Annotated in this window: 20 protein-coding genes and 8 tRNA genes; 16 read left to right on the forward strand and 12 right to left on the reverse strand. The window is 69.8% G+C overall.

Annotated features, from left to right (window positions below):
* Nucleotides 1-101 precede the first annotated feature (101 nt).
* The 4 genes from ACIP9D_RS07935 (at nucleotide 102) to ACIP9D_RS07950 (ending at nucleotide 4,753) form a co-directional block, all read left to right on the forward strand.
* Nucleotides 102-1,238, forward strand: coding sequence for a glycosyltransferase (locus ACIP9D_RS07935; protein ID WP_350867696.1), 1,137 nt, complete (start codon nucleotides 102-104; stop codon nucleotides 1,236-1,238).
* On the forward strand, nucleotides 1,235-2,287 hold the full coding sequence (locus ACIP9D_RS07940) for a glycosyltransferase (RefSeq protein WP_350867694.1): 1,053 nt from the start codon (nucleotides 1,235-1,237) through the stop codon (nucleotides 2,285-2,287). The genes ACIP9D_RS07935 and ACIP9D_RS07940 overlap by 4 nt, the downstream gene beginning before the upstream one ends.
* Nucleotides 2,284-3,777, forward strand: coding sequence for a glycoside hydrolase family 130 protein (locus tag ACIP9D_RS07945; RefSeq protein WP_350867692.1), 1,494 nt, complete (start codon nucleotides 2,284-2,286; stop codon nucleotides 3,775-3,777). The genes ACIP9D_RS07940 and ACIP9D_RS07945 overlap by 4 nt, the downstream gene beginning before the upstream one ends.
* 256 nt (nucleotides 3,778-4,033) lie before the next feature.
* Nucleotides 4,034-4,753, forward strand: a complete 720-nt coding sequence (locus ACIP9D_RS07950) for a SigB/SigF/SigG family RNA polymerase sigma factor (protein WP_350868794.1) — start codon at nucleotides 4,034-4,036, stop codon at nucleotides 4,751-4,753.
* Between the two features lie 70 nt (nucleotides 4,754-4,823).
* On the opposite strand, the gene ACIP9D_RS07955 is transcribed toward ACIP9D_RS07950, so the two are convergent.
* The 3 genes from ACIP9D_RS07955 to ACIP9D_RS07965 form a co-directional block, all read right to left on the reverse strand.
* A complete protein-coding gene (locus tag ACIP9D_RS07955; RefSeq protein ID WP_350867690.1) occupies nucleotides 4,824-5,327 on the reverse strand; it encodes an anthrone oxygenase family protein in 504 nt (167 codons plus the stop codon).
* A gap of 155 nt (nucleotides 5,328-5,482) precedes the next feature.
* Entirely contained in the window at nucleotides 5,483-6,070 is a 588-nt protein-coding gene (locus ACIP9D_RS07960; RefSeq protein WP_350867688.1) for a hemerythrin domain-containing protein, read from the reverse strand.
* Entirely contained in the window at nucleotides 6,063-7,280 is a 1,218-nt protein-coding gene (locus ACIP9D_RS07965) for a hypothetical protein (protein WP_350867687.1), read from the reverse strand. The genes ACIP9D_RS07960 and ACIP9D_RS07965 overlap by 8 nt, the downstream gene beginning before the upstream one ends.
* A 393-nt stretch (nucleotides 7,281-7,673) precedes the next feature.
* Here ACIP9D_RS07965 and ACIP9D_RS07970 point away from each other — a divergent pair, with 393 nt between their 5' ends.
* Both ACIP9D_RS07970 and ACIP9D_RS07975 read left to right on the forward strand, forming a co-directional pair.
* The gene (locus ACIP9D_RS07970) at nucleotides 7,674-7,988 is read left to right on the forward strand and encodes a hypothetical protein (protein ID WP_350867686.1); all 315 of its coding nucleotides are present in this window, start codon (nucleotides 7,674-7,676) and stop codon (nucleotides 7,986-7,988) included.
* A gap of 234 nt (nucleotides 7,989-8,222) precedes the next feature.
* Nucleotides 8,223-8,295, forward strand: a tRNA-Arg gene (locus ACIP9D_RS07975).
* Between the two features lie 273 nt (nucleotides 8,296-8,568).
* Here ACIP9D_RS07975 and ACIP9D_RS07980 read toward each other — a convergent pair.
* The 3 genes from ACIP9D_RS07980 to ACIP9D_RS07990 all read right to left on the reverse strand — a co-directional run bounded on the left by ACIP9D_RS07980 (nucleotide 8,569) and on the right by ACIP9D_RS07990 (nucleotide 10,291).
* Nucleotides 8,569-9,132 carry a dihydrofolate reductase family protein gene (locus ACIP9D_RS07980; RefSeq protein ID WP_350867685.1) on the reverse strand — a complete coding sequence of 188 codons (564 nt, stop codon included), beginning with the start codon at nucleotides 9,130-9,132 and terminating at the stop codon, nucleotides 8,569-8,571.
* 269 nt (nucleotides 9,133-9,401) lie between these two features.
* The gene (locus ACIP9D_RS07985) at nucleotides 9,402-9,668 is read right to left on the reverse strand and encodes a superoxide dismutase (RefSeq protein WP_350867683.1); all 267 of its coding nucleotides are present in this window, start codon (nucleotides 9,666-9,668) and stop codon (nucleotides 9,402-9,404) included.
* Nucleotides 9,665-10,291 carry a superoxide dismutase gene (locus ACIP9D_RS07990; RefSeq protein WP_350867682.1) on the reverse strand — a complete coding sequence of 209 codons (627 nt, stop codon included), beginning with the start codon at nucleotides 10,289-10,291 and terminating at the stop codon, nucleotides 9,665-9,667. The genes ACIP9D_RS07985 and ACIP9D_RS07990 overlap by 4 nt, the downstream gene beginning before the upstream one ends.
* A gap of 367 nt (nucleotides 10,292-10,658) precedes the next feature.
* Between ACIP9D_RS07990 and ACIP9D_RS07995 the strand changes: the two genes are divergently transcribed.
* On the forward strand, nucleotides 10,659-11,600 hold the full coding sequence (locus ACIP9D_RS07995; RefSeq protein ID WP_350868793.1) for an ATP-binding cassette domain-containing protein: 942 nt from the start codon (nucleotides 10,659-10,661) through the stop codon (nucleotides 11,598-11,600).
* Nucleotides 11,597-12,358, forward strand: a complete 762-nt coding sequence (locus ACIP9D_RS08000; RefSeq protein ID WP_350867680.1) for an ABC transporter permease — start codon at nucleotides 11,597-11,599, stop codon at nucleotides 12,356-12,358. Before ACIP9D_RS07995 ends, ACIP9D_RS08000 begins: the two co-directional genes overlap by 4 nt.
* Here the strand turns inward: ACIP9D_RS08000 and ACIP9D_RS08005 are convergent.
* Nucleotides 12,342-15,485 (reverse strand): BTAD domain-containing putative transcriptional regulator, encoded by a 3,144-nt coding sequence (locus tag ACIP9D_RS08005; protein ID WP_350867678.1) that lies wholly within the window; start codon nucleotides 15,483-15,485, stop codon nucleotides 12,342-12,344. The genes ACIP9D_RS08000 and ACIP9D_RS08005 overlap by 17 nt on opposite strands.
* A 406-nt stretch (nucleotides 15,486-15,891) precedes the next feature.
* On the opposite strand from ACIP9D_RS08005, the gene ACIP9D_RS08010 reads away from it, so the two are divergent.
* The gene (locus tag ACIP9D_RS08010) at nucleotides 15,892-16,314 is read left to right on the forward strand and encodes a hypothetical protein (RefSeq protein WP_350867676.1); all 423 of its coding nucleotides are present in this window, start codon (nucleotides 15,892-15,894) and stop codon (nucleotides 16,312-16,314) included.
* Nucleotides 16,315-16,353: 39 nt separating this feature from the next.
* Here ACIP9D_RS08010 and ACIP9D_RS08015 read toward each other — a convergent pair whose 3' ends face one another.
* Nucleotides 16,354-16,644 carry a hypothetical protein gene (locus ACIP9D_RS08015; protein WP_350867674.1) on the reverse strand — a complete coding sequence of 97 codons (291 nt, stop codon included), beginning with the start codon at nucleotides 16,642-16,644 and terminating at the stop codon, nucleotides 16,354-16,356.
* A 356-nt stretch (nucleotides 16,645-17,000) separates the two neighbouring features.
* Here ACIP9D_RS08015 and ACIP9D_RS08020 point away from each other — a divergent pair.
* The 7 genes from ACIP9D_RS08020 to ACIP9D_RS08050 all read left to right on the forward strand — a co-directional run bounded on the left by ACIP9D_RS08020 (nucleotide 17,001) and on the right by ACIP9D_RS08050 (nucleotide 17,752).
* Nucleotides 17,001-17,073: transfer RNA gene (locus ACIP9D_RS08020), tRNA-Trp, on the forward strand.
* 106 nt (nucleotides 17,074-17,179) lie between these two features.
* A tRNA-Pro gene (locus ACIP9D_RS08025) sits at nucleotides 17,180-17,254 on the forward strand.
* Between the two features lie 55 nt (nucleotides 17,255-17,309).
* Nucleotides 17,310-17,383, forward strand: a tRNA-Gln gene (locus ACIP9D_RS08030).
* Between the two features lie 15 nt (nucleotides 17,384-17,398).
* A tRNA-Leu gene (locus ACIP9D_RS08035) sits at nucleotides 17,399-17,471 on the forward strand.
* Nucleotides 17,472-17,496: 25 nt separating this feature from the next.
* Nucleotides 17,497-17,585 (forward strand) — tRNA-Ser (locus tag ACIP9D_RS08040).
* Between the two features lies 1 nt (nucleotide 17,586).
* Nucleotides 17,587-17,659, forward strand: a tRNA-Arg gene (locus ACIP9D_RS08045).
* Between the two features lie 22 nt (nucleotides 17,660-17,681).
* Nucleotides 17,682-17,752, forward strand: a tRNA-Cys gene (locus tag ACIP9D_RS08050).
* Nucleotides 17,753-17,882: 130 nt separating this feature from the next.
* Here ACIP9D_RS08050 and ACIP9D_RS08055 read toward each other — a convergent pair.
* From ACIP9D_RS08055 to ACIP9D_RS08070, 4 genes are all read right to left on the reverse strand, one after another.
* The gene (locus ACIP9D_RS08055; protein WP_350867672.1) at nucleotides 17,883-18,401 is read right to left on the reverse strand and encodes a hypothetical protein; all 519 of its coding nucleotides are present in this window, start codon (nucleotides 18,399-18,401) and stop codon (nucleotides 17,883-17,885) included.
* Between the two features lie 165 nt (nucleotides 18,402-18,566).
* Nucleotides 18,567-19,031 (reverse strand): hypothetical protein, encoded by a 465-nt coding sequence (locus ACIP9D_RS08060; protein ID WP_350867670.1) that lies wholly within the window; start codon nucleotides 19,029-19,031, stop codon nucleotides 18,567-18,569.
* 199 nt (nucleotides 19,032-19,230) lie between these two features.
* Entirely contained in the window at nucleotides 19,231-19,893 is a 663-nt protein-coding gene (locus ACIP9D_RS08065) for a methyltransferase domain-containing protein (RefSeq protein WP_350867668.1), read from the reverse strand.
* A gap of 178 nt (nucleotides 19,894-20,071) precedes the next feature.
* Nucleotides 20,072-20,920: an SDR family oxidoreductase gene (locus ACIP9D_RS08070; protein WP_350867666.1), complete on the reverse strand. Its 849-nt coding sequence runs from the start codon at nucleotides 20,918-20,920 to the stop codon at nucleotides 20,072-20,074.
* Between the last annotated feature and the right edge of the window lie 57 nt (nucleotides 20,921-20,977).

Raw genomic sequence — 20,977 nt, forward strand, 5'->3', positions numbered from 1 at the left:
GAACCCGTTCCGCCGGTGACACACGCTCGCCGGCGTACGCCGCATCGCGTGAGGCCGCCCCCGTACCCGGTGGCGTCCGACAACCGGAGGGCACGACACCCATGCTCAGCTACGGTTTCCTCAGCACCCACCCACCGACCCGGTGCGGACTGGCCACTTTCAACTCCGCACTGGCCACTCACCTGACCGCCGACGGTACGCCCGGTGGCGTCGTGCGAGTCACCGACGGAAGCGACGACCAGCGGCCCCGCCCTGGCGTCGTGCACACCTGGTCGGCGCGCGCCCCGGCCGGCTGGCGGGATGCCGCCGCCGCGCTGAACGCCTTCGACGTGGCCATCGTCCAGCACGAGTACGGCATCTACCCCGGTGCCGACGGCCAGGACGTCCTGCCGTTGCTGCGCCGGCTCGCCGTGCCCAGCATCGTCGTCCTGCACACCGTGCTCCGGCAGCCCTCCGCCCGGCAGAAGTCCCTGCTGGAGCAGATCGTCGCCGCTGCCGGCGCGGTCGTCACGATGACTGACACGGCCCGTGACCGACTGATCGTCGGCTACGCCGTGAACCCGGGCAAGGTCACGGTCATCCCGCACGGCGCCGCCGAGCACACCGGCGTGCCGGCTGACCGCCGTACCCGCCCGCACCTGTTGACCTGGGGTCTGCTCGGCCCCGGCAAGGGGATCGAGTGGTCGATGCGGGCCCTCGCGCGGTTGCAGGACCTCGACCCGACACCCACCTACACCGTCGCGGGCCGGACCCACCCCAGGGTGATCGAGCAACACGGCGAGGCGTACCGGGCGGGTCTGCACCAGCTCGGCGCCCAGCTGGGCGTGGCGCACGCCGTGGACTACCAGAACGTCTACCACGACGAGCATGAGCTCGGCGCGTTGATCCGCTCCGCCGACGTGGTCGTGCTGCCCTACGACTCCCGGGAGCAGGTCACCTCCGGCGTGCTCATCGAAGCGGTGGCCGCCGGGGTGCCCGTCGTGGCCACGGCGTTCCCACACGCCGTCGAGCTGCTCACCGGCGGCCCTGGTCTGGTCGTACCCCATCAGGATCCGGCGGCGCTGGCCGCGGCGATCCGGCGGATCCTGACCGAACCGGGCCTGGCCGTCCGGCTGGCCGGCCGGATCCGGCCGCTGGCCGAGCAGCTGCGGTGGCCGACGGTGGCCGCCCGCTACGGCACTCTCGCCGAGCGGCTCATCGCCGCCCGCCCGCCCGCGGTCAGTGTGGCGTCGGCGTGACCGCGACCACCGGCCGCCCGGCCGCACCGTTCGGCGCTCGCGGGCTCGCCGTTCCCGCACCCAGCTTCACGCACCTGACCCGGTTGAGCGACGACACCGGCCTCTTCGAACACGCCCGGCACGCCATCGCCCGCCGCGAGCACGGCTACTGCACCGACGACGTCGCCCGCGGCCTGGTCGTCACCAGCCGCGAGCGGGAGCCGACCGAGGCGGTGCTCCGACTCGCGGAGCGCTACCTCGCCTTCCTGACCCACGCGCAGGATGCCGGCGGCGCCTTCCACAACCGGCTCGGTCACGACCGGCGCTGGACCGACGAGCCCGGGGTCGGTGACTGGTGGGGTCGGGCGCTGTGGGGGCTGGGCACCGCCGCCGCCCGCAGTCCCGCCGGCTGGATCCGGGAGGAGGCGCTGGTCGCCTTCAGCAGGGGTGCCACGCGGCGCTCCCGGGCACCGCACGCTATGGCGTTCGCCGGGCTCGGCGCCGCCGAGGTGCTGCGCCGCCACCCAGGGCATGCCGCCGCGGCCGCGCTGCTGGCGGACGCGGCCGGCACGGTCGGCGGACCTGGATCGGACCCGCGGTGGCCCTGGCCCCGGCAGCAGCTGACCTACGCCAACGCGGCCCTCGCCGAGGTGGTCATCACCGCCAGCCAGCTGCGCCACGGCGGCCCGCCGCTCGACGACGGGCTGCGAATGCTGGCCTGGCTGCGGGACGTCCAACTCCGCGACGGACGGCTGTCGGTGATACCCGCCGGTGGGTGGCGGCGCGGCGCGGAGCGACTGCGCCACGACCAACAGCCGATCGAGGTCGCCGCCTTCGCCGACGCCTGCGCCACGGCCGCCGCGGTCACCGGAGACCGGGACTGGGACACCGGGGTACACCAGGCGGTCGGGTGGTTCCTCGGCGACAACGACGTCGGCACGTCGATGTGGGATCCAGAGACCGGCGGCGGCTACGACGGGCTGACCGCGCACGGACCCAACCTCAACCAGGGCGCCGAATCCACCCTCGCGCTGATCTCCACTCTGCAGCACGCGGCGCGGTGGTCGTGACCGGACCACCGGCCCTCCGGCAGGCGCTCACCCTCACCCCTGATCCACGCCGGGTCATCGTCAAGCTCTTCGTCCCTGGTGAGGACGCCGCCCTGGTACGCACTCGTGCCGGGGCACTGATAGATCGCGTGGCGCACCTCGACGACGAGGAAGCCGCCCGGCTGCTGCGGGACACCATCGACCGCTTCGGCGGTCGACACCGGGACCTGGACCGCACCTTCCACCACCACTACGACCTCGTCCGTCACCGGGTCGCCCGAGCCCGGGACCTTTCACCCACCACCCGGCAGCTGGTCGGCGCCTACTTCAGCCACGAGTACGCGGTCGAGGCCGCGGCGCTGTGCAACCCGTCGACGGTGGCCCATCCCGACCAGAGCGCCCTCGGCGCCGGGCAGTTGCGCGTCGCGGTCAGCCTGCGCCAGATCGGCGAGGGTCACCTGTCGTCCATCGGGTTCGCCACCGCAGTCCTCGGACCCGGGCGAAGGATCACCGTCGCCGACCGGTCCGGCCCCTTGGTCGTGGGACAGCGGGTCGGCGTACGGCACCGGCGGGACCTGCTCGCCGCCGGCTTGGCCGAGGACGACTGCGACAACGAGGTCACCGCCACCGTGCTGGACGCCCTGCCCGAACGGTACGACGAGGCCACCTTCGAGCGGGTGCTCGGCGACCTGCCGCCGGATCTGCTCTCCCGCAGCACCGGGTTGCGCACGCTCGAACAACTGCGCCGTACCAACGCCGGCAGCTACGCCACGAGCTTCCCCGCCGACACCGCACTGCATCAGCGGGTGCTCTGGCCGGCAACACCGGCGGAGAGCAACGGCATGGAGGACGCGCGGTTCGTCCGGTTCACCGACGATTCCGGACCGGTGTACCGGGCCACCTACACCGCGTACGACGGCCGGAACATCGCCACCCGCGGGCTGGCCAGCGCCGACCTGCGGCGCTTCGAGATAACTCCGATGCGCGGGCCGGGCGTACGCAACAAAGGCGTTGCGCTCTTTCCCCGCCCCGTCGGCGGCCGTCACTTGGCTCTCTGCCGCGCAGACGGCGAAACCATCGGTCTGACCTGCCTGGACGGTGCGAGCCGGTGGCAGCCCCCGGTGCCGCTGCACGCTCCGCGCGACAGTTGGGAGCTGATCCAGGTCGGCAACTGCGGATCCCCCATCGAGACCGACGCGGGCTGGCTCGTGCTCACCCATGGTGTCGGCCCGATGCGTCGGTACGCCATCGGCGCGCTCCTGCTCGACCTGCACCGACCGGAGCAGGTCATCGCCGAGCTCCCCGGCGCTCTGCTGTCGCCCGACGAGACCGACCGGGACGGGTACGTGCCCAACGTCGTCTACTCCTGTGGTGGGCTCGTGCACGACGGTGAGCTGTGGCTGCCGTACGGGGCCAGCGACGCCCGGGTCGGTTTCGCCACCGTTCCCGTCGCCGCGCTCATCGCGGCGATGGCGGAATCCGCACCGCCGTCCGCCCGCCCGGGCCGATGATCTTCCACCACTCGGCCCTAAGCCGTTCACGACGGGATGGTCGCGATGACCTGCGCCGTATCAGCCTTTCGGCTAGCTATCTGGTGGCCGTTGGTCTAGTGTCTGGTCCAACGATCGGTGCCGCAGCCGCGAAGCGCCGTCGGGAGCAGCGGAGGAACCAGCGATGACCATCACCACTGAGCGACCCGCCCCGGCGAGCACCCGCGCCGACAACATCACCTCCCCCGACTCCCCGGCGACCCAGCTGCTCACCGCCATGGGCGCGCTGCCCGCCGGCCACCCGTCCCGGCCCGCGATGCGCGACAAGGCGATCGAGGCCTGGCTGCCGCTCGCCAACCACCTGGCCCGCCGCTACAGCGGCCGGGGCGAGCCCAGCGACGACCTGGTGCAGACCGCCGCGATCGGTCTGATCAAGGCGATCGACAAGTTCGACCCGTCCCGTGGCGTCGACTTCGCCGGCTACGCGATCCCCACCATCGTGGGTGAGCTCAAGCGGCACTTCCGCGACCGCACCTGGGACATCCGGGTGCCCCGTCGCCTCCAGGAGCTGCGCCTGCAGATCTCCGACGCCAACAGCACGCTGCTGCAGACCCTCGGCCGCTCGCCGACGGTCGCCGACATCGCCGCTCACCTTCAGATCACCGAGGAAGAGGTGCTGGAGGGCCTGGAGGGCGCCCGGGCCTACAACGCCGTCTCTCTCTCCACCCCGACGGGCGACGGCGAGCGGGCCACCGAGCTGGGCGACATGCTCGGCGGCGAAGACGCCGAGTACGCCCTCGCCGAGCTGCGGGTGTCCCTCGGCCCGGCGTTGGCCACCCTCGACGAGCGTGAGCAGAAGATCCTCATCCTGCGCTTCTACGGCAACCTGACCCAGAGCGAGATCGCGACGCAGGTCGGCGTCTCGCAGATGCACGTTTCCCGGTTGCTGGCCCGCGCCCTGGTCAAGCTGCGCGGCCAGCTCGCCGACGCCCGCTGAGGCGGGTCAATCGGGCTCGTCGGTTGCCGGCAAGTTGCTCGCGCGGCCCGGCCGCGTGGCGGCTGCCGGCTCAACCGGCGGCATTGCCGCGGACCATCAGCGCCCAGGTGAGGCAGCCGAACGCGGCGGTGTTCGTGAGCGCGCGGACGATGTTCCAGGTGACCCAGCTGGCTTCGAAGCGCTCGCGTACGGCTGAGAGATCGGCGATGCGGCCGGGCTCGCCGGCCGCCGCGAGCGCGTCGTTGAGCGGGACGTTGACGGCGATGGTGACGATCACCGTCAGCAGGTAGAGGGCGAGCCCGCCGATGATCCACGGCAGGGCCGGTCGTCCTTCGCCCCGCCAGGCCAGGACGGCCGACAGGGCGGCGAACGCCACCGCGCCCAGGAAGCTCAGCATGAACCAGCCGTTGACGATCGTCGCGTTGATCCGCTGCATGGCCTCCACGAAGGTGCGGTCGTCGGCGCCCCTCAGCGCGGGCATGATCGCGTACGCGAAGGCCGCGAACAACCCGGCCATCAGCCCGGTGGTGATGGTGGCGGCGATCAGCGCCGCATGCTGTACGAGCCTCGTCATAGGGACTATTCAAAATGCCGAGGCCGCAGACTCTCCATAGCTGAAGCGCGCAGCTCTGTGTGTGATCGTCTACGCAGACGCGAGGTGGTGGCGTCCCGAACCGGGAAGCCACCACCTCGCGCGTCAGGCCAGGCCGCCAAAACGTCCGTCCGGTGTCAGCCCTTACCGTCGGACGGACTGCGCAGCGCATCCCGGACCCGGTCGATGACCGCCAGGGCCGGGCCGGCGGCCAGGTTGCCCTTCGCGGACTGTGCGCTGGGGTGCGGCCGGGTCGGAGCGGTCGCCTCGGCGGCGCGGACCGCGGTGGCGAGGCTGCGCAGCCGGCCGGCCGGCACGTGCTGACGCAGCTGGGGGAACTCGTACCGTTCCTCGTAGCGGGCGTGGGTGAGCACCGCGTCGCGCAGCAGGATGATGCCGGTGTCGAAACCGTCGGCGTCCACCCCGCCCGCGATCAGCGCCTGCAGCGTCTCCTTGGCCTGTCGTTCCTCGGCCAGCCGGTCGTCGACCATCGCGTCACCGCCACCCCCGGGCAGGGTACGGCTCAGCGGATGGATGACTTCCTCCTCGGCGGTCTCGTGGGCGGCGAGCAGTTTGACCAGGTCGTCGAAGGCGTCCCGGCGGGTGTCGCCGGTGCCGCCGATGACGAGCAGGAACAGCTGCTCGATCCGTGCGTGCTGGGCGAGCAGCAGGTCGACCACGTCCTCCTCGGGGCCTGGCGTGTTCGGGGCGCCGGCGTCAGGCATGGCTGCCTCCCTCGCCGGCACGCAGCTCCGCCACCGGGTGCGGCCCCTCGGTCTCCAGGCGGTACTCGTCGCCGAACCGCTCCCGATGCAGGTCGATGACCTGCTCGCTGGGGGGCTGCTGGCCGTCGTGCAGCTGCTGCTGCATCCACTCGAAACGCTCGTGCGCCTCCCGTACGTAGCCCTCGCCGAGCTTGTTGAGGTCCATCTGGGTGGCCAGCAGGTGGCGCAGGTACTCCTTGTTGGGCTCGAAGGTCAGCGGCTCGGGCAGGCCCGTGCTGCCGAGGATCTCCTCGGGCTCGCGGCCGTCATGCCGGCGCAGGAGGTCCGCGGCCTGCTGCAGGTGAGCCAGCTCCATCTGCAGGTGCAGCTCCCAGACCGCCTTGATCCGAGGGTCGCTCTCCTGCTGCAGGAAGGAGTAGTAGAGCCAGCATTCGTTGTACTCGTGGGTGAGCAGCCGTTCCCACCAGGTCTCACCCGGGTCCACCAGCGACTCGTAGTGCGTGACGTGCTCCTGCTCGATCAGGCTGATCTCCTGGTAGAGCTGCCGCGCGATCGGCTCCATGTACTGCGGGCCGACGTTCATGTAGTAGAACATCACCTGCTGCTCGGCCGAGAGGATCGTCAGCGCGTGCAGCTTCGACCGCGGGTCCACACTGTTGCGGTCGTACGGGGTGCGCACCTCGTCGAACGGGTGCCGGTGTTCGCGTACGGTGGGCCGCCCCGGCATGACCTCGGTCAGCCCGTTGACGACCTTCTCCGCCTTGCGTCGCTCCACCATCTCGTACAGGTTGGCGTAGCGGTAGAGGTGATCGAAGTCCTCCAGGACACCGAACTCGTACGCCTGCTTGAGGTAGGGGTCGGGTTCGTGGCGCGCCACCCAGGCGGTCAGGTCCACCGCCACCTGCTCATAGCCCAGCGTCGTCTCCAGCACGCTGGCCACCCCCGGCAGCAGCCAGTTCACCACCCGCTGCTGCTGGCTCTCCACGTACCGGACGTACGCGAGTTGGCGGCGGACTTCCTGGTCGGGGCAGTTGCGGGCGAACTGGTGCTGGAAGTTGATCGCCTCGACCTCGATACCGTTAATCGTGATGATCCGGCAGCGGGTGTAGGGGTCGACCGCTTCCGGGTCGATGGGTTCCACGTTCAGTTCACGCCAGTTGCGGATCTGGCTCTCCAGGGGGATCCCCTTGTGATCCAGTGGATTGAACATCCTCGCTCCGTTCGCTTCGTGCGACGTTGCCCGCGCCGTCGGGGTGTCGGTGCGGGTGACCTCACCGGGGAGCTTGCGGACGGGAGCCAGACCGAGAAAGGCCCCCGGGTGTGTGTCCCCGGTGAACCGCCCACCGTGGACGAGCCCCGGTGGCGGCGAAGGCCGATGTCTTGACCCGTCTTGCTCCTACCCTCGGCGGTGGCTCCTACACCGCAGCGATCCCGCTCGTGGGTTGGCTGCCGGATGAGCCGCGTGATCCGCCGACCCAGCCGGTCGAGCCGGCGGTGACAAGGAAAATTCGCACCACTGTGGTGTTAGGACTGCGGCCCGGGGGGTAGTTGTCCGCCGGCAAGCAACCCGGCAAGCTCGATATACGCAGAGACAGGACGACATATGACTACCCCCGCTGACACCAAGAACCGCACCGGCCGTGGCGACCTGACCGAGACCCGGCACGACCGGTTCCACGCGGACGAGACGAAGCCGTCGTGGAAGACCACCGAGCTGTTCGTCTACCTGGCCGCGGTGATCGGCGTGCTGATCGCCTCCCAGACCGTCGGTGACGGTGCCGCCAACAACGGTGCCGACTACTTCGCCGCCGACAAGGCCTGGTGGTACATCACCCTGCTCACCATCGGATACCTGGTCAGCCGCGGCCTGGCGAAGTCCGGCAGCCGCAGCCGCGACAACGACCCGCGTACCCACTGATCGCCGCGTCCTGAGGCCCGCCGGTCGGCCGACCCGTTGCGGGTCGGCGCCCGGCGGGCCTCGACGTGCGGGGGGCCATGGCACCCACCTGAGGAATGAGGTGCGCGACGTGGTCGGGGCGAAGCCGGACGGTGGCCGCGCACCTCGGCGGCCTCGATCGGTGGGAGGCAGGGCCGCGGGGGTCGCTCCCTGCCACCCCGGGTCACCCCGCAGGTCGCTAGACTTGGCCCTCGCGCCCTCGTAGCTCAGGGGATAGAGCAACGGTTTCCTAAACCGTGTGTCGCAGGTTCGAATCCTGCCGGGGGCACCTCGATGATCAGCCAAGACGCTATCTGAGCTGGCAATACGCACGTTGCTCGATGAGAACCAGGTGTGCGGCCGTAAGCCACCGGAAGCCGCCGTCTGTCGTGTCGTTGACGGCGGCCTCGTGACTCCACCTCCGCGAAGGGTTCACTCGGTCATGCGATGGACCCCCGATGGTTGGTCAACAGCCTGCGGACGCACGGGTCTCACCTGCGGCGGATGGTCGGCGGGCCCTCGTCACACAGCCCGCAGCGCCCAGATCAGGCGGTAACCCTGGTTAGTGGCCGAGAGTGCGGTAACGGAGGTGAACGACGCCGTTTCGGAATCGGCGCTCGTCGAGGAGTGCGAAGTCGGTGCGTACGCCAGTGGGCAGCCCCGGCTTGCCGCCTCCGACGGCCGTGGGCCAGACGAGTAACTGGCACTCGTCAACAAGTCCAGCCCGCATGGCTTGCGCCGCCAGGTTGGCGCCTCCAATCGTGATGTCACTGCCGGCCGTGGCCTTCAGTTGGTGTACGGCGGCGGGGTCGAAACGGCGCTCCACGCTGGTGGCGGCCGTTGATACCGCGGTGAGAGTCGTGGAGTAGACGACCTTGTTCGCCGCTTGCCAGGCGCTCGCGAAGTCAGCCATGAGGCCGGACTGCGCGGCCAGAGCAGGGTCGGTTTCCCAGACAGCCATCATCTCGTACAGGCGCCGCCCGTAGAGGAACGTACCGACCGACTGCAGGAGGTTGGTGGTGAACGTGAATACCTCGTCGTCGCGCGGGAACCAGTTGAAGCCTCCGCTTTGGTCCTCGATATAGCCGTCAATCGACACATTAGTTACGTAGATCAGCTTTGCCATGCCTACTACCTTCCGGTGCACCTAGGAACCGATCGGGATGTCACCCTCGCCTGCTAGCTGGTTGAGCATCACGGGTCGGGCAGACGTCTCCGCCTCTCGCCCGTTCTACGAACGAGTCGGCCCGGATCCGACGCCATCCCGGAAGGAAGTTTGACGGCATCGTCGGCTGGGCCGGCGCACGCCAGCGGTGCCCCATCCACGCTGCTTGCCGGGCTGTCCGTTGTGATCTCACCACCCCTCGGTCGTCGCCCTGGCACGGGAACCGAGAGTCAACGGCGGTCCGGCCTTTCGTTGGCGGCCGCGATGTGCAGAGCCAGCTCCTGGACGAGGTCGTCCATGGTCTGGCCGGTCTGGGTGCGGACGAGGGTGAGGGCGAGTTCGGCCAGGAGCATGAAGCCGCGCGTGCGGGCAGCCTCATCGGGGAAGGCTGCGAGCAGTTGTTCCGCCCCGCCGAGGTCACCACGGTGCTTGGCCGCGATGACCCCGGCGGCGCGCTGCGCGGCGATGAAGGCCGACGCTGGGTCGGCTGCTGTCACGGCGCCACGATGAGCGGATTGCCGGCGGCGCGTGCGGCGTCGAAGCGCCGGATGACGTCGGCCCAGTTGACGAGGTGCCACAGCCGGTCGACGTAGTCGGGACGGACGTTCTTGTACTGCAGGTAGTAGGCGTGTTCCCAGGCGTCGAACACCAGGACCGGGGTGGAGCCCTGGCCGACGTTGCCGTGGTGGTCGTAGACCTGCTCGACGATGAGGCGCTGGGACAGCGGCTCCCAGGCCAGGACACCCCAGCCGGAGCCCTGCACGCTCTTGGTGGCGGTGGAAAGCTGAGCGGCGAAGGCGTCGAAGGAACCGAAGTGCTCGTCGATGGCGGCGGCCAGCTCGCCGTCGGGGCGGTCGCCGCCGTCGGGCGAGAGGTTGTTCCAGAAGATCGAGTGCAGGACGTGGCCGGAAAGGTTGAACGCCAACGTCTTCTCCAGGCCGACCAGCGCCGTGTAATCGCCCTTGTCGCGGGCCTCGGCGAGTTGGTCGAGGGCGTCGTTGCTGCCCTTGACGTACGCGGCGTGGTGCTTGCTGTGGTGCAGCTCCAGGATCTGACCGCTCATGGCGGGTTCGAGTGCCCCGTAGTCGTAGGGCATGTCAGGAAGCGTGTAGACGGTCAACGGAACCCTCCCGCTTGTTGGAGATCGTCTCGGCCAGTATGCCTTATTGCAAAACTCTGGCAACTGCCGAATCCCGGCAACTAGGCGGCGTAATCCGCTTCGCGGACGGTGAACTGACCGAGTGGCGCTACGTGACAGCGGAAGACCTGGATCATCACGGCCCGCCTCGACTCACTCGCAGACTTCGTACGGCGATTACGGCACGCAACAGCGGCGAAGCCACCTACGCGGAGCACGGCATCCCCCTCTAGCCGAGAGCTTCGCTGCGCGGCGTCCTGGACCGGTGTGACGAGGTGACCGACCGCGTCAGTGGTCGTGTCAGGGGCGTGTCAGGCCGGTGACAGGGCGGGCGCCCATCGTTGCCGGCATGAGGAATTCAGCGATCGAGGTTTCCGGGCTGCGAAAGGCCTTCGGAGACAAGATCGTGCTCGACGGCATCGATCTGGATGTGCAGGCGGGCACGATCTTCTCCCTACTCGGCCCGAACGGTGCGGGTAAGACGACAACGGTGAACGTGCTGAGCACGTTGATGAAGGCCGACGGTGGGACGGTGCGCGTCGCCGGCCATGATGTCGCCACCGAGGCCAAGGCGGTGCGCGCGACGATCGGGGTCACCGGTCAGTTCGTGGCGCTGGATGAGCTGCTGACCGGGCAGGAGAACCTGCAGTTGATGGTGGATCTCCACCGGGTGGGCTCCGCCGGCAGGCGGGTCGTGACCGAACTGCTGGAGCGGTTCGACCTGTCGGAGTCGGCGCAGAAGCCGGTGTCGACGTACTCCGGGGGTATGCGCCGGAAACTGGACCTGGCCATGACGCTCGTCGGCAACCCTCGGATCATCTTCCTGGACGAGCCGACGACGGGCCTGGATCCACGCAGCCGCCGCACGATGTGGGACATCGTCCGCGAGCTGGTGGCTGACGGGGTGACGATCTTCCTCACCACCCAGTACCTGGAGGAAGCCGATCAGCTCGCCGACCGGATCGCGGTGCTCGATCAGGGCCGGCTGGTCGCGCAGGGCACCTCCGCGGAGCTCAAGCGCCAGATTCCCGGCGGTCACGTCCGGCTCCGCTTCGCCGACCTCGGCGAACTCGATGCGGCCGCCCGGTTCTTCACCGGCTCCACCCGGGACGACGAGAGCCTGACCCTGCGGGTTCCGGGCGACGGTGGGACGAACTCGTTGCGGGCTCTGCTGAACCAGCTCGACGAGCATGCGATCCAGCCCGAGGAGTTCTCCGTGCACACGCCGGACCTCGATGACGTCTTCCTTGCCCTTACCGGTCGCTCGAGCACGGAGGCCATGGCCAAATGAGTACCACTGGATCAGCGCTCGGCGATTCGGCGATCATGCTGCGCCGCAACTTCAAGCACACCGTCCGGAATCCTGTCGCGGTATTCAACGCGGTGCTGTTCCCGGTCGTCATCATGGTGATGTTCGTCTACGTGCTCGGTGACGCTTTCAGCGTCGGCGTCGACTATGTCGACTACGCGACGCCGGGCATGATCCTCCTGGCGGTCTGTTACGGGCTGGGGGCCACCGCGACGGCCGTGAACTCGGACATGACGAAGGGGGTCATCAAGCGGTTCAAGGTAATGGATGTCTCTCGCGGCGCGGTGCTCACCGGTCATGTCGTCGCCAGCATGCTCAACAATCTGATCGCGATCGCGGCCATCATCGGTACGGCCTTCCTGCTGGGATTCCGTTCGTCCGGGAGTCTTCTCGACTGGCTCAGTGCGATCGGTCTCGTCGTGCTGCTCGCTTTCTCGATCGGCTGGTTCACCGTCGCACTGGGGTTGGCGGCGAAGACTCCGGAAACGGCGGGTCTGGGCACCGTACCGCTGATCATGCTGCCGTTCTTCAGCAGCGCGATCGTGCCGGCGGACAAGATGGGCCCCGGCATCCGGCAGTTCGCGGAATATCAGCCCTTCACGCCGATCATCGAAGCGTTGCGTGGGTTGCTTGCCGGCGCCCCGTCGGCCGGCGACACGATCGCCGCGATCGCCTGGTGCGTCGGGATCGGTGTCCTCGGGTACCTGTGGGCGACCAGCACCTTCAAGAAGCGAGCGTGACCTCGACCAGCTGACGCCAGCTTGTCAGCGTGTCCTCCCGTGCCGCCTCGGCGAACCCTGTGTCGCCGAGGCGGCGCCGCGCTGCCTGCTCGATCCGGGCCACGTCCGGGTGCGAACGGTCCGGCAACCCCCGAACGGCGGCGCTGGCCGCGAGCAGCCGCGCGGCCTGTTCGTACTCGTCGCGGCGCAGGGCCAGGTCCGCGACCCCGACGAGCACCTGCGCCATCAGGGGTGCGTGCCCCGCCTCGGACGCCGCCTGCCAGGCCGCTGCGCGGTGTCCACGGGACTCGCCGAGATCGTCGGCAAGGTAGCCGAGCAGGTCCTGTGTCACCGCGCGCATGTTCGCCCACTCCGCTTCGTCGCCGAGCAGGGTGACCGCGAGACCGAGCTGCCGGTACGCCTCCCCGGCGTCGCCGTCCCAACGAGCGAGTTCCGCCTTCGCGAGGGCCAGCTCAGCCAGGGCATCCGGCCAGGTGACCGGTTCCGCGCAGCGTTGCGCCTCGGCCATCGCAGCCGCGCTGGCGTCCTTGTCGCCCAACAGCCAGTACAGCTGGGCCTGTCGCGCCCGCCGCCGGATGACATCCTCGATGGCGCCGACCTGGGTGACGACCTCGATCGCCTGCTCGTAGTACTCGCACGCACCGGCGAACTCGCCGCGCATGGCGACCCGCTCGGCCAGCTCGGTCAGCGCGAACGAGATCCCGAACCGCTCGCCGAGGGCCCGGAACTCGGCGAGCGCCATCTCAAGATAGGCGTCCGCATCCCGCCCCTCCTGGCCGAGCATGATCCGCATCTTGCCGAGGTGCAGCCGGGCCAGTGCGCGTGCCCAGGGCTCCTCGTCGTCAAGCAACGACTCGAACGCGGGCAGGAACGCGTCCGGTGCCTGCAACATGCGTTCCAGCGGTACGACGAACTTCAACAGCGGGTGGTTCCGCTGACCACCCCGGCTGAGCTGGTACGCCTTGTGGATCCACTCCGCCGCCCGGTGTTCGTCGCCCTGCCCGGAGCTGACGTACATGCTCATCAGCGCGTACACCGTGGCCCGGATCTCATCGGTCACCTCGCCGGGCGTCTCCGTGGCCGCGGTGATCAACTCGATGCCTTCGGCCTTGTGCCCGCTGAACCACCAGTACCAGCCGGCGCCCGCCGCGAGCCGCATCGCCGCCTGCGCCTCGCCGGCGCCGAGCGCGCCACGCATCGCCGAACCGATGTTGTCGTGCTCGGCCTGGAGCGTGGCGAGCCACTGCAACTGCTCGGCGCGGCGCAGATGCGGCTCAGCGGTCTCGGCGAGTTCGGTGAAGTAGGCGAGATGCGCCCGGCGGGCCAGGTCCGATTCCCCGGCCTCCGCGAGCCGGTTCGCGGCGTACTCCTTGATCGTGCCGAGCATCCGGTAGCGCGGTGCGCTGTGACCCTCGGCGAGCAGCAGCGACTTCTCGGCCAGCGAGGTGAGCAACTCGAGCATCTCTTCCGGCGCCACCCCGTCGCCGGCGCAGACCCCCTCGGCCGCTTCCAGGCTCGCCCCGCCCGTGAAGACCGAGAGCCGGCGCAGGACCACCCGTTCGGCGTCGGTGAGCAACTCCCAGCTCCAGTCGACCACCGCCCGCAACGTCCGGTGCCGCGGCAAGGCGGTCCGGCTACCGCCGGTCAACAGCCGGAACCGGTCGTCGAGCCGGTGGGCGAGCTGATCCAGGGACATGGTGCGCAACCGGGCCGCGGCCAATTCGATCGCCAGCGGCATCCCGTCCAGCGCCCGGCAGACGCGCGCCATCGTCGACAACGTGGCGGCATCGAGCGCGAGGTCCTTGCGCACCGCGCCCGCCCGGTCCCGCAGCAACTGAACGGCCGGAGACGATTTGATCTCGCCGGGGTCGGCGTCCACCTCCGGTGAAGCCAGCGGCTCGACCAGCCACAGCGCCTCGCCGGTGATGCCGAGTGGCTCCCTGCTCGTGGCCAGGATCCGGAGCCGCTGGCATTCGCCGAGCACCCGATGGGCGAACGTCGCCGCGGACTCGATCACGTGCTCACAGTTGTCCAGGATCAGCAGCGCCTCCCGCTCGCCGATCGCGGCGACGAGCCGGTCCGTCAGATCCGCGTCCGGTGCCCCGCTGAGCAGAGCATCACGGAGGCCGAGCCCGGCGATCGTCGGCTGAGCCACGTCGCCGTCGGCGCCGATCGCGGCGAGCTCCACCAGCCAGGCCCCGTCCGGTAGGTCGCCGACCAGCGTACGGGCGGTCTCCGTGGCCAGCCTGGTCTTTCCCGAGCCCCCCGGCCCGATCAGGGTGGTGAGCCGGTGTCCGGCGACGAGCGCGCGGACCGCGGCGACGTCGGCATCCTTGCCGACGAAGCTGGTCAGCTCGGCACGCAGGTTGGTCTTCCGCTCATCCTCCCGGCGTCCCCCTTCGCCGCGCAGCAGAGCGACGTGCAACGCGGACAACTCCGGTGAGGGGTCGACGCCCAGCGCGTCGGCCAGGGCCTCTCTCGTGCGCTGGTAGACCAGCAGCGCCTCGCTGCCCCGACCGGCCGCCGCCAGGGCACGCATCAGCGCGGCGACAAGCCGCTCCCGCACCGGATGCGCGGCCACCAGGTCGGTCAGTTCGCTGACCAGCTCCGCACCGCCGCCGAGGTCGATCTCCGCGTCGAACCGATCCTCCAGAGCGGCCAGGCGTAACCCTTCGAGCCGGGTGACCGCCGCGTCGAACGCCGTACTGTCCGGCAGACCGACGTCCTGCATGGCGGCACCGCGCCACAGCGCGAGGGCTTCGCGCAGCAGCCGTACCCGTTGAGGACCGTCGCCGTCGCGGACCTGGCTCGCGGTGACGAGGCGTTCGAACCGCACGGCGTCGACGTCGTCGGGTGCCACCGTCAGTCGGTAGCCGTCGGTCTGACCCTCGACCGATCCCTCCGGCAGCACCTTTCGCAGCCGGGAAACCAAGCGGTGCAGTGCATTCGTCGCGTCGGCGGGCGGCTGTTCACCCCAGATCCAGTCGACGAGCGTTGCCTTCGGGACCACGCGACCCGGTTCGAGCGCGAGGGCGACCAGCAGCCCGCGCAACCGGGCGCCCGGCACGTCGGCGAAGGCGCCGCCGTCCGTGCGAACCTCGAACGATCCGAGCATCCCGATCTGCACGCAGCAGATCCTGCCATGGGTCGTGAGCACGCTCCCGGCTGCTGATGCCCGGACCGCAGCTGGCAGCGCTACCGCACGTGAGCCGCGGCTATGCGTGGGACTCGCACATGCTCCAAGCATCGCGTTCCCAGCCGAGCGATGGGGTAGCTGAACTCTCTGAGATGCCTGTCCTCGGACTCGACGGAGATCCGTATCGACAGCGGCTCGGCTGGAAAGCTCCACACGCCCGCTGCGGTCGTTGCCGAGGGCCTCTATCGGCTCTGTTACGTCCGCAGCCCCGAGGGCATCATGGTGGCACCGGTCGCTCGCCGCCCGTCAAGGGCCCGGATCTCGAAGACATCACGGTCTGATACTTCTCAAACACGCTCTGCTCTAGGGCGGGAAGAGCGAGGTAGGAGTGGTCCGCTTGAAGGTCGTTCCCGGCAGTTTGCCCCTGTCGGTTAGCGGGCGGTTCAAGCCGTGGGCGATCTCGGTGGGCCACAGCAAGTTGCTGATGCGAGGGCTGACCGGGGATCCGGAGGGCGACCAGCCGCCGCGAGTCTTCGATCTCCTCTTCCAGGATGTCTCACGCATCTGTTTGTCTGACGCCTATCCGGAGTTGCATCTGCGGGCGGCTCCGGAGGCTCGGCTCATTGCCGAGGCGGAGCGCTTGGGTGTGCGTTGGCCAGAAGCGACGATGTACCTGGTGGACCGTACGCGAGACACGGACTATGTGGTCGCTGGCCGCGTCTACTGGGCCGAGGTGGCCGTCCCGCCTGGAGCGGGTAGTCCGCTGCTTTCTGAGGATCCAGACGGTCTGGAGATTCCTGGTGTTCTCTACTTCGCCTGAGCGGGGTGGCTCGCGCCGCAATCTGTCGGTCGGACTGAATCAGGTCCCGTCGTCCTTGCTTCGACGGGCCTTGCGTTCCTGCACGAAGTAGTCGCCGAGGTCGTCGAGGAGACGTGTGCGGGCAGCATCCAGGCGCTGCCCGTAGTCGGGCATGAAGATCTCCACGAGTTTCGTCTCCAGGGCGCCGCTGATCCGATGCAGCGCCGACCAGACCGCGACGTCCTCGTCGGCAACCGCGTCGAACCGCTCTGTGCCGATCATCTTGTCGAGCCAGTCCGACAGCACGAGAGCCTGATCCCTGGACAACTTGATCGTGAAGTCCTCGGCCACCGCGCAAGGCTAGCCGCCACTGAAGAGTGCGCTCGTCCTGGTGCCCGCTCGCCACATCGCCACATGAAGGTGACTCGGAAAACCGATTGCCGGCCGTCGACACGGCCCCTACCTTGATGAAGCAAGGTCATCCCGACGAAATCGAGGAGTTCCCCGTGTTGCAGTACCTCTGCACCGAAATGGCGCGGCCTATGCCATGTGCCGGTGTCGTGCTGCCCTCGATCGGGCGAGCCCACGACCTCTGCGCGAGTGAGCAGAACTGGATGCCGGGGCGGCGGCGCGAATAGCGCATTTTCAGACGTGAAGCCGCCCGCCCGCCAGGGATCGGGCGGCTTTTTCGTCAGCGAGAACCGCACAGGGGCGTAGCTCAACTGGTAGAGCACCGGTCTCCAAAACCGGAGGTCGCAGGTTCGATTCCTGTCGCCCCTGCTCTTCGTTCCGGCCGTGGCCGGTGACGTAGCACATTCTTAACTCCACAGTGGATGGCATGAGATCTCGGCCGGCGTCGACACATGGGCCGGCCGGGGGTAACCCTCCGGGACGAGGGAGACGGCAACCCACTCGCTTTGGCAGCGAGGGAAACGGGGTTCGACTCCCCGGTCCCGGACCATGGTGCGGACCTCACGGTGGGGTCCCGCCCGGCCGACGCAACGTCGTCGGCCCCTTGCGGGCTGGTGCAACTCGGCAGCACGTCCGGCTCTGAACCGGAAGGTTGGAGGTTCGAATCCTCCGCCCGCAGCGGCTCGCAGTTCATGCCCGACTGGCCCAGCGGTAGAGGCGCTCGGTTCAGGTCCGAGAGGTGCGGGGTTCGAATCCCCGGTCGGGTACGCATGGGTCCGGCACGGAACGCACGGAGAGGTGGCCGAGCTGGCCGATGGCGCCGCGTTGCTAACGCGGAGCGGGTGACACCGCCGGGGGTTCGAATCCCTCCCTCTCCGCCATGCCCCCGTAGCTCAGCGGACAGAGCGCCTGGCTACGAACCAGGAAGCCGCAGGTTCGATCCCTGCCGGGGGTACGTACGCAGTTGGTTACGGCCTGGTCGTGTGCCCGAGTGGTCAGGGAGCGGTCCGCAAAACCGCGTACCGGGGTTCGATTCCCCGCACGGCCTCGATGCGTGCCATCCACTGGGTGAGGCGCAGGCGGGCGTGGGCCCAGCTGCCGCTCATAACGGCGGCCTGCTCGGTTCGACTCCGAGGCCTGCGACCAGTGCGGCCGGCCGGCTACGACCCTGGTCGGGCTCAATAGCAGCTCTTGCTTGCCACCCGTATGAAGGCGTCGCGTGACACCACCTTCGTGGTGTCGTGGTCGACGGGTGCCAGCACCTGGTCGGGGCCGATCCGGGCGAAGTCCGCGGTGCTGAAGTCCACGGAAATGGCGTCACGACCGCTCGACCCGGAGAGGCTGTACGTGGCCTCGGGCTTCAGTTCGGTGAGCGGCTCCGTCTGCGCCGAGGTGCCCGATGCCGGCGGAGAGGTCTCTCGGGTTCCGGCGGTCTCCCAACCCTCCGGCGGCTGACCGAGAAGCGGGACCTCCACCACCTCGGTGGTCGACTGCCCAATGATCCGCCAGCTGGTCAGCGGGCGATCCGTCGTGTCGTCCTCACTGGTTTCGTACACGCTCATCTGGGAGAACGAGCCGTCGCACGGGACGAGAACACCGATCGGCCTGCCATCCAGGACAGCGAGGGCCACGACAGGTTCGTCGGGTGGAGTGCAGGCGGCCAGGAGCCCGAGCAGCGGAAGCAGCATCATCGCCACGGTCTGTCTGCGCATGCGGTCATTCTTTCGGCGCGACATCACACGTTGGTCGCATGACGATCACCATTGGTTGATGGCCGGCGGGCCGGTGCCTCGCAGCGGCTGGCGAGCCGACGCCCGCAGCGGCCGGCGGGCTCGGCGGCCCGCCGGCCGACGGTCAGGGAATCAGTTGCCGCAGGCGGTGTCGAGTGCTTCGATCGGCTGCTTCAGCGCGGGCTCCTCGACATCCACCGGCTTCTTGTCGGCCAGTCGCTGCTCGATCGCGATGGCCAGGTTCTCGAAGGCGGTGCGTACGGTCAGGTCGGCGGCCTGGGGCGCCTGGGCGCGCAGGCCGGTGACGATCGTGGTGTAGTGCCCGCGGATCAGCCGGTCCTGCTCGGCCTTGCTGACCGGCTTGTCGATCTGGGCGATGGCGTCGTCGGCCATCCCGACGAAGCCGGTCTTGACCACCTCGGTGGCGGCCTTGCAAACCGTCTGGCTGTTGGCGGCGACGTCGACCGTGGGGCTGGCCGCCGCGCTGGTCGACCCGCCGGCCGTGGGCTCGCTGGTCTTCTCGCACCCGGCGGCGAGGCCGGTCAGCGCCGCCAGGGCGGCGAGGGTACCGAGGGCGCGCAGGCGCGTGCTGGACATGGTCATGGCGTACTCCCCGTGGGTCGTGCGTGATCTGCGGTCCGCCGGGGCCGTTCGGGCCCGGTCGATCGGACCGTTCGATCCGCCACTGTAGAGGGGCCGATGCTGACCCCGCGATCAGGATTCCCCGCCCGGTGGCCCGGCCCGGACCCCGGCGGCCGGCGCGGGGCGAGGCCCGCACCGGGACGCGCGCGCTCCGTCAGGGCCCGGGCTTGCGGGCCAGCAGGTACGCCTGCGGCGTCTTCTCCGTGCCGCCGGCGTACGGCTCGGGCTCGCGGACGAGCTGAGCCCGCAGCGCGAAGCCGGCGTCGGTCAGCAGCGCGGCGACCTGCTCCGGTCGGCGCCGGCGGAAGGTCAGCGACAGCGGCTGGCCGAACCCCTCGGTGCGGACCACCGGTTCGTCGCCGACCTGGAAGACCATGGCCAGGTGGCCGCCCGGCGCGAGGGCCCGGTGGAAGCCGGCGAAGGTCGCCGGCAACAGCTCGTCGGGGACGTGGATGATCGAGTGCCAGGCCGTGATGCCGGCGAGACCGCCCTCGGGCAGGTCGAGCGCGGTCATCGAGCCCTCGTCGAAGCGCAACTCGGGATGGTTGCGGCGGGCCACCGCCAGCATCCCGGGTGAGAGGTCGATGCCGAACGCCGCCAACCCGAGCCCGCTGAGGTAGCCGGTCACCGCGCCGGTCCCGCAGCCGAGGTCGGCGACCGGACCACCGCCGGTGCGCTGCACCAGTTCGGCGAAGGCGGTGAGGACGGCGCGGTCCCACGGCTTGCTGGTCAGCTCGTCGCGGAACTGGGCGGCGAACTCGGTGGCCACGGCGTCGTAGGACGTCCGGGTCTCGCGGAGGAAGTCCGGTTCGATCATTCCGGGCAGGCTACGCCGGGCCGCCCGGGGCCGAAGGCTGGCCGTCCGCCTTCGTCACGGGCACGCGACGCCACCGGCGGCTCGGCGCGTACGCGGGACGGCACGGCCGGCTCGGCGGGCCCCCGGAACGGCGCCGCCCCGCTCGTGACGGCGAGCGGGGCGGCGAGCGGGAAAGGGCTCAGAGCGCGGCGCGGATCGCCTCGGCCAGGGTGACCGGTGGGCGGCCGATCAGCCGGGCCAGGTCGTCGCCCTCGACCTCCAGCTCGCCCAGGGCGAGCCCACGGTCGCCGTCGGCGAGGACGGCGGCGAAGTCGGCGGGTACGCCGGCGCCGACCAGCATCTCGATGTACTTCTCCTCGGGGAGGTCGGTGTAGCTGACCTCGCGGCCGGTCTGCCGGGACAGCTCCCCGGCCAGCTCGGTCAGGGTGAACGGCGCGCCACCCAGCTCGTACGCCCGGTTGGCGTGGCCCTCGGTGGTGACCACCGCGGCGGCGGCCTCGGCGTAGTCGGCCCGGGCGGCCGCGCTGACCCGACCGTCGCCGGCCGCACCCGCGATGCCGTACTGCAGGTAGGTGGGGATCTGCGGCAGGTAGTTCTCGAAGTACCAGCTGTTGCGCAGGAAGACGTACGGCAGGCCGGCGGCGGCGATCTCCTGCTCGACGCCGCGGTGTTCGGTGGCGAGGACCAGGCTGGAGGTGTCCGCCTTGGTGATGCTGGTGTAGGCGATCAGGCTGACGCCGGCCTCCTCGGCGGCGGCTGCCACGTTGCGGGCCTGTTCCACCCGGCGGCCGAGTTCCGTGCCGGAGACGAACACCACCTTGTCGGCGCCGGCGAAGGCCGCGGGCAGCGACGCGGGGTCGTTGTAGTCGGCCTGCCGCACGGTCATCCCGCGCTCGGCGAGGTCGGCGAGCCGGGTGGTGTCCCGGCCGAGCGCCACGATCTCGGCGGCGGGTACGCCCCGGCTGAGCAGCGATTCCACGGTGAGCCGGCCGAGGTGACCGGTGGCGCCGGTGACGACGATGGACATGCGAACTCCCTCTCGAGGTGGGTCGGACCTCAGCTGCAACGGGAAGCTGGTCGGGTC

It is taken from the genome of Micromonospora sp. NPDC093243 (assembly GCF_044753725.1).
In the GTDB taxonomy this organism is placed as follows: domain Bacteria; phylum Actinomycetota; class Actinomycetes; order Mycobacteriales; family Micromonosporaceae; genus Micromonospora.

Bases quoted from the DNA above. Each gene is read 5' to 3' on its own strand.
- ACIP9D_RS07935 (WP_350867696.1), top strand. From the start codon at position 102: ATGCTCAGCTACGGTTTCCTCAGCACCCACCCACCGACCCGGTGCGGA.
- ACIP9D_RS07950 (WP_350868794.1), top strand. From the start codon at position 4,034: ATGGGCGCGCTGCCCGCCGGCCACCCGTCCCGGCCCGCGATGCGCGAC.
- ACIP9D_RS07955 (WP_350867690.1), bottom strand. From the start codon at position 5,327: ATGACGAGGCTCGTACAGCATGCGGCGCTGATCGCCGCCACCATCACC.
- ACIP9D_RS07960 (WP_350867688.1), bottom strand. From the start codon at position 6,070: ATGCCTGACGCCGGCGCCCCGAACACGCCAGGCCCCGAGGAGGACGTG.
- ACIP9D_RS07965 (WP_350867687.1), bottom strand. From the start codon at position 7,280: ATGTTCAATCCACTGGATCACAAGGGGATCCCCCTGGAGAGCCAGATC.
- ACIP9D_RS07970 (WP_350867686.1), top strand. From the start codon at position 7,674: ATGACTACCCCCGCTGACACCAAGAACCGCACCGGCCGTGGCGACCTG.
- ACIP9D_RS07980 (WP_350867685.1), bottom strand. From the start codon at position 9,132: ATGGCAAAGCTGATCTACGTAACTAATGTGTCGATTGACGGCTATATC.
- ACIP9D_RS07995 (WP_350868793.1), top strand. From the start codon at position 10,659: ATGAGGAATTCAGCGATCGAGGTTTCCGGGCTGCGAAAGGCCTTCGGA.
- ACIP9D_RS08000 (WP_350867680.1), top strand. From the start codon at position 11,597: ATGAGTACCACTGGATCAGCGCTCGGCGATTCGGCGATCATGCTGCGC.
- ACIP9D_RS08060 (WP_350867670.1), bottom strand. From the start codon at position 19,031: ATGTCCAGCACGCGCCTGCGCGCCCTCGGTACCCTCGCCGCCCTGGCG.
- ACIP9D_RS08065 (WP_350867668.1), bottom strand. From the start codon at position 19,893: ATGATCGAACCGGACTTCCTCCGCGAGACCCGGACGTCCTACGACGCC.
- ACIP9D_RS08070 (WP_350867666.1), bottom strand. From the start codon at position 20,920: ATGTCCATCGTCGTCACCGGCGCCACCGGTCACCTCGGCCGGCTCACC.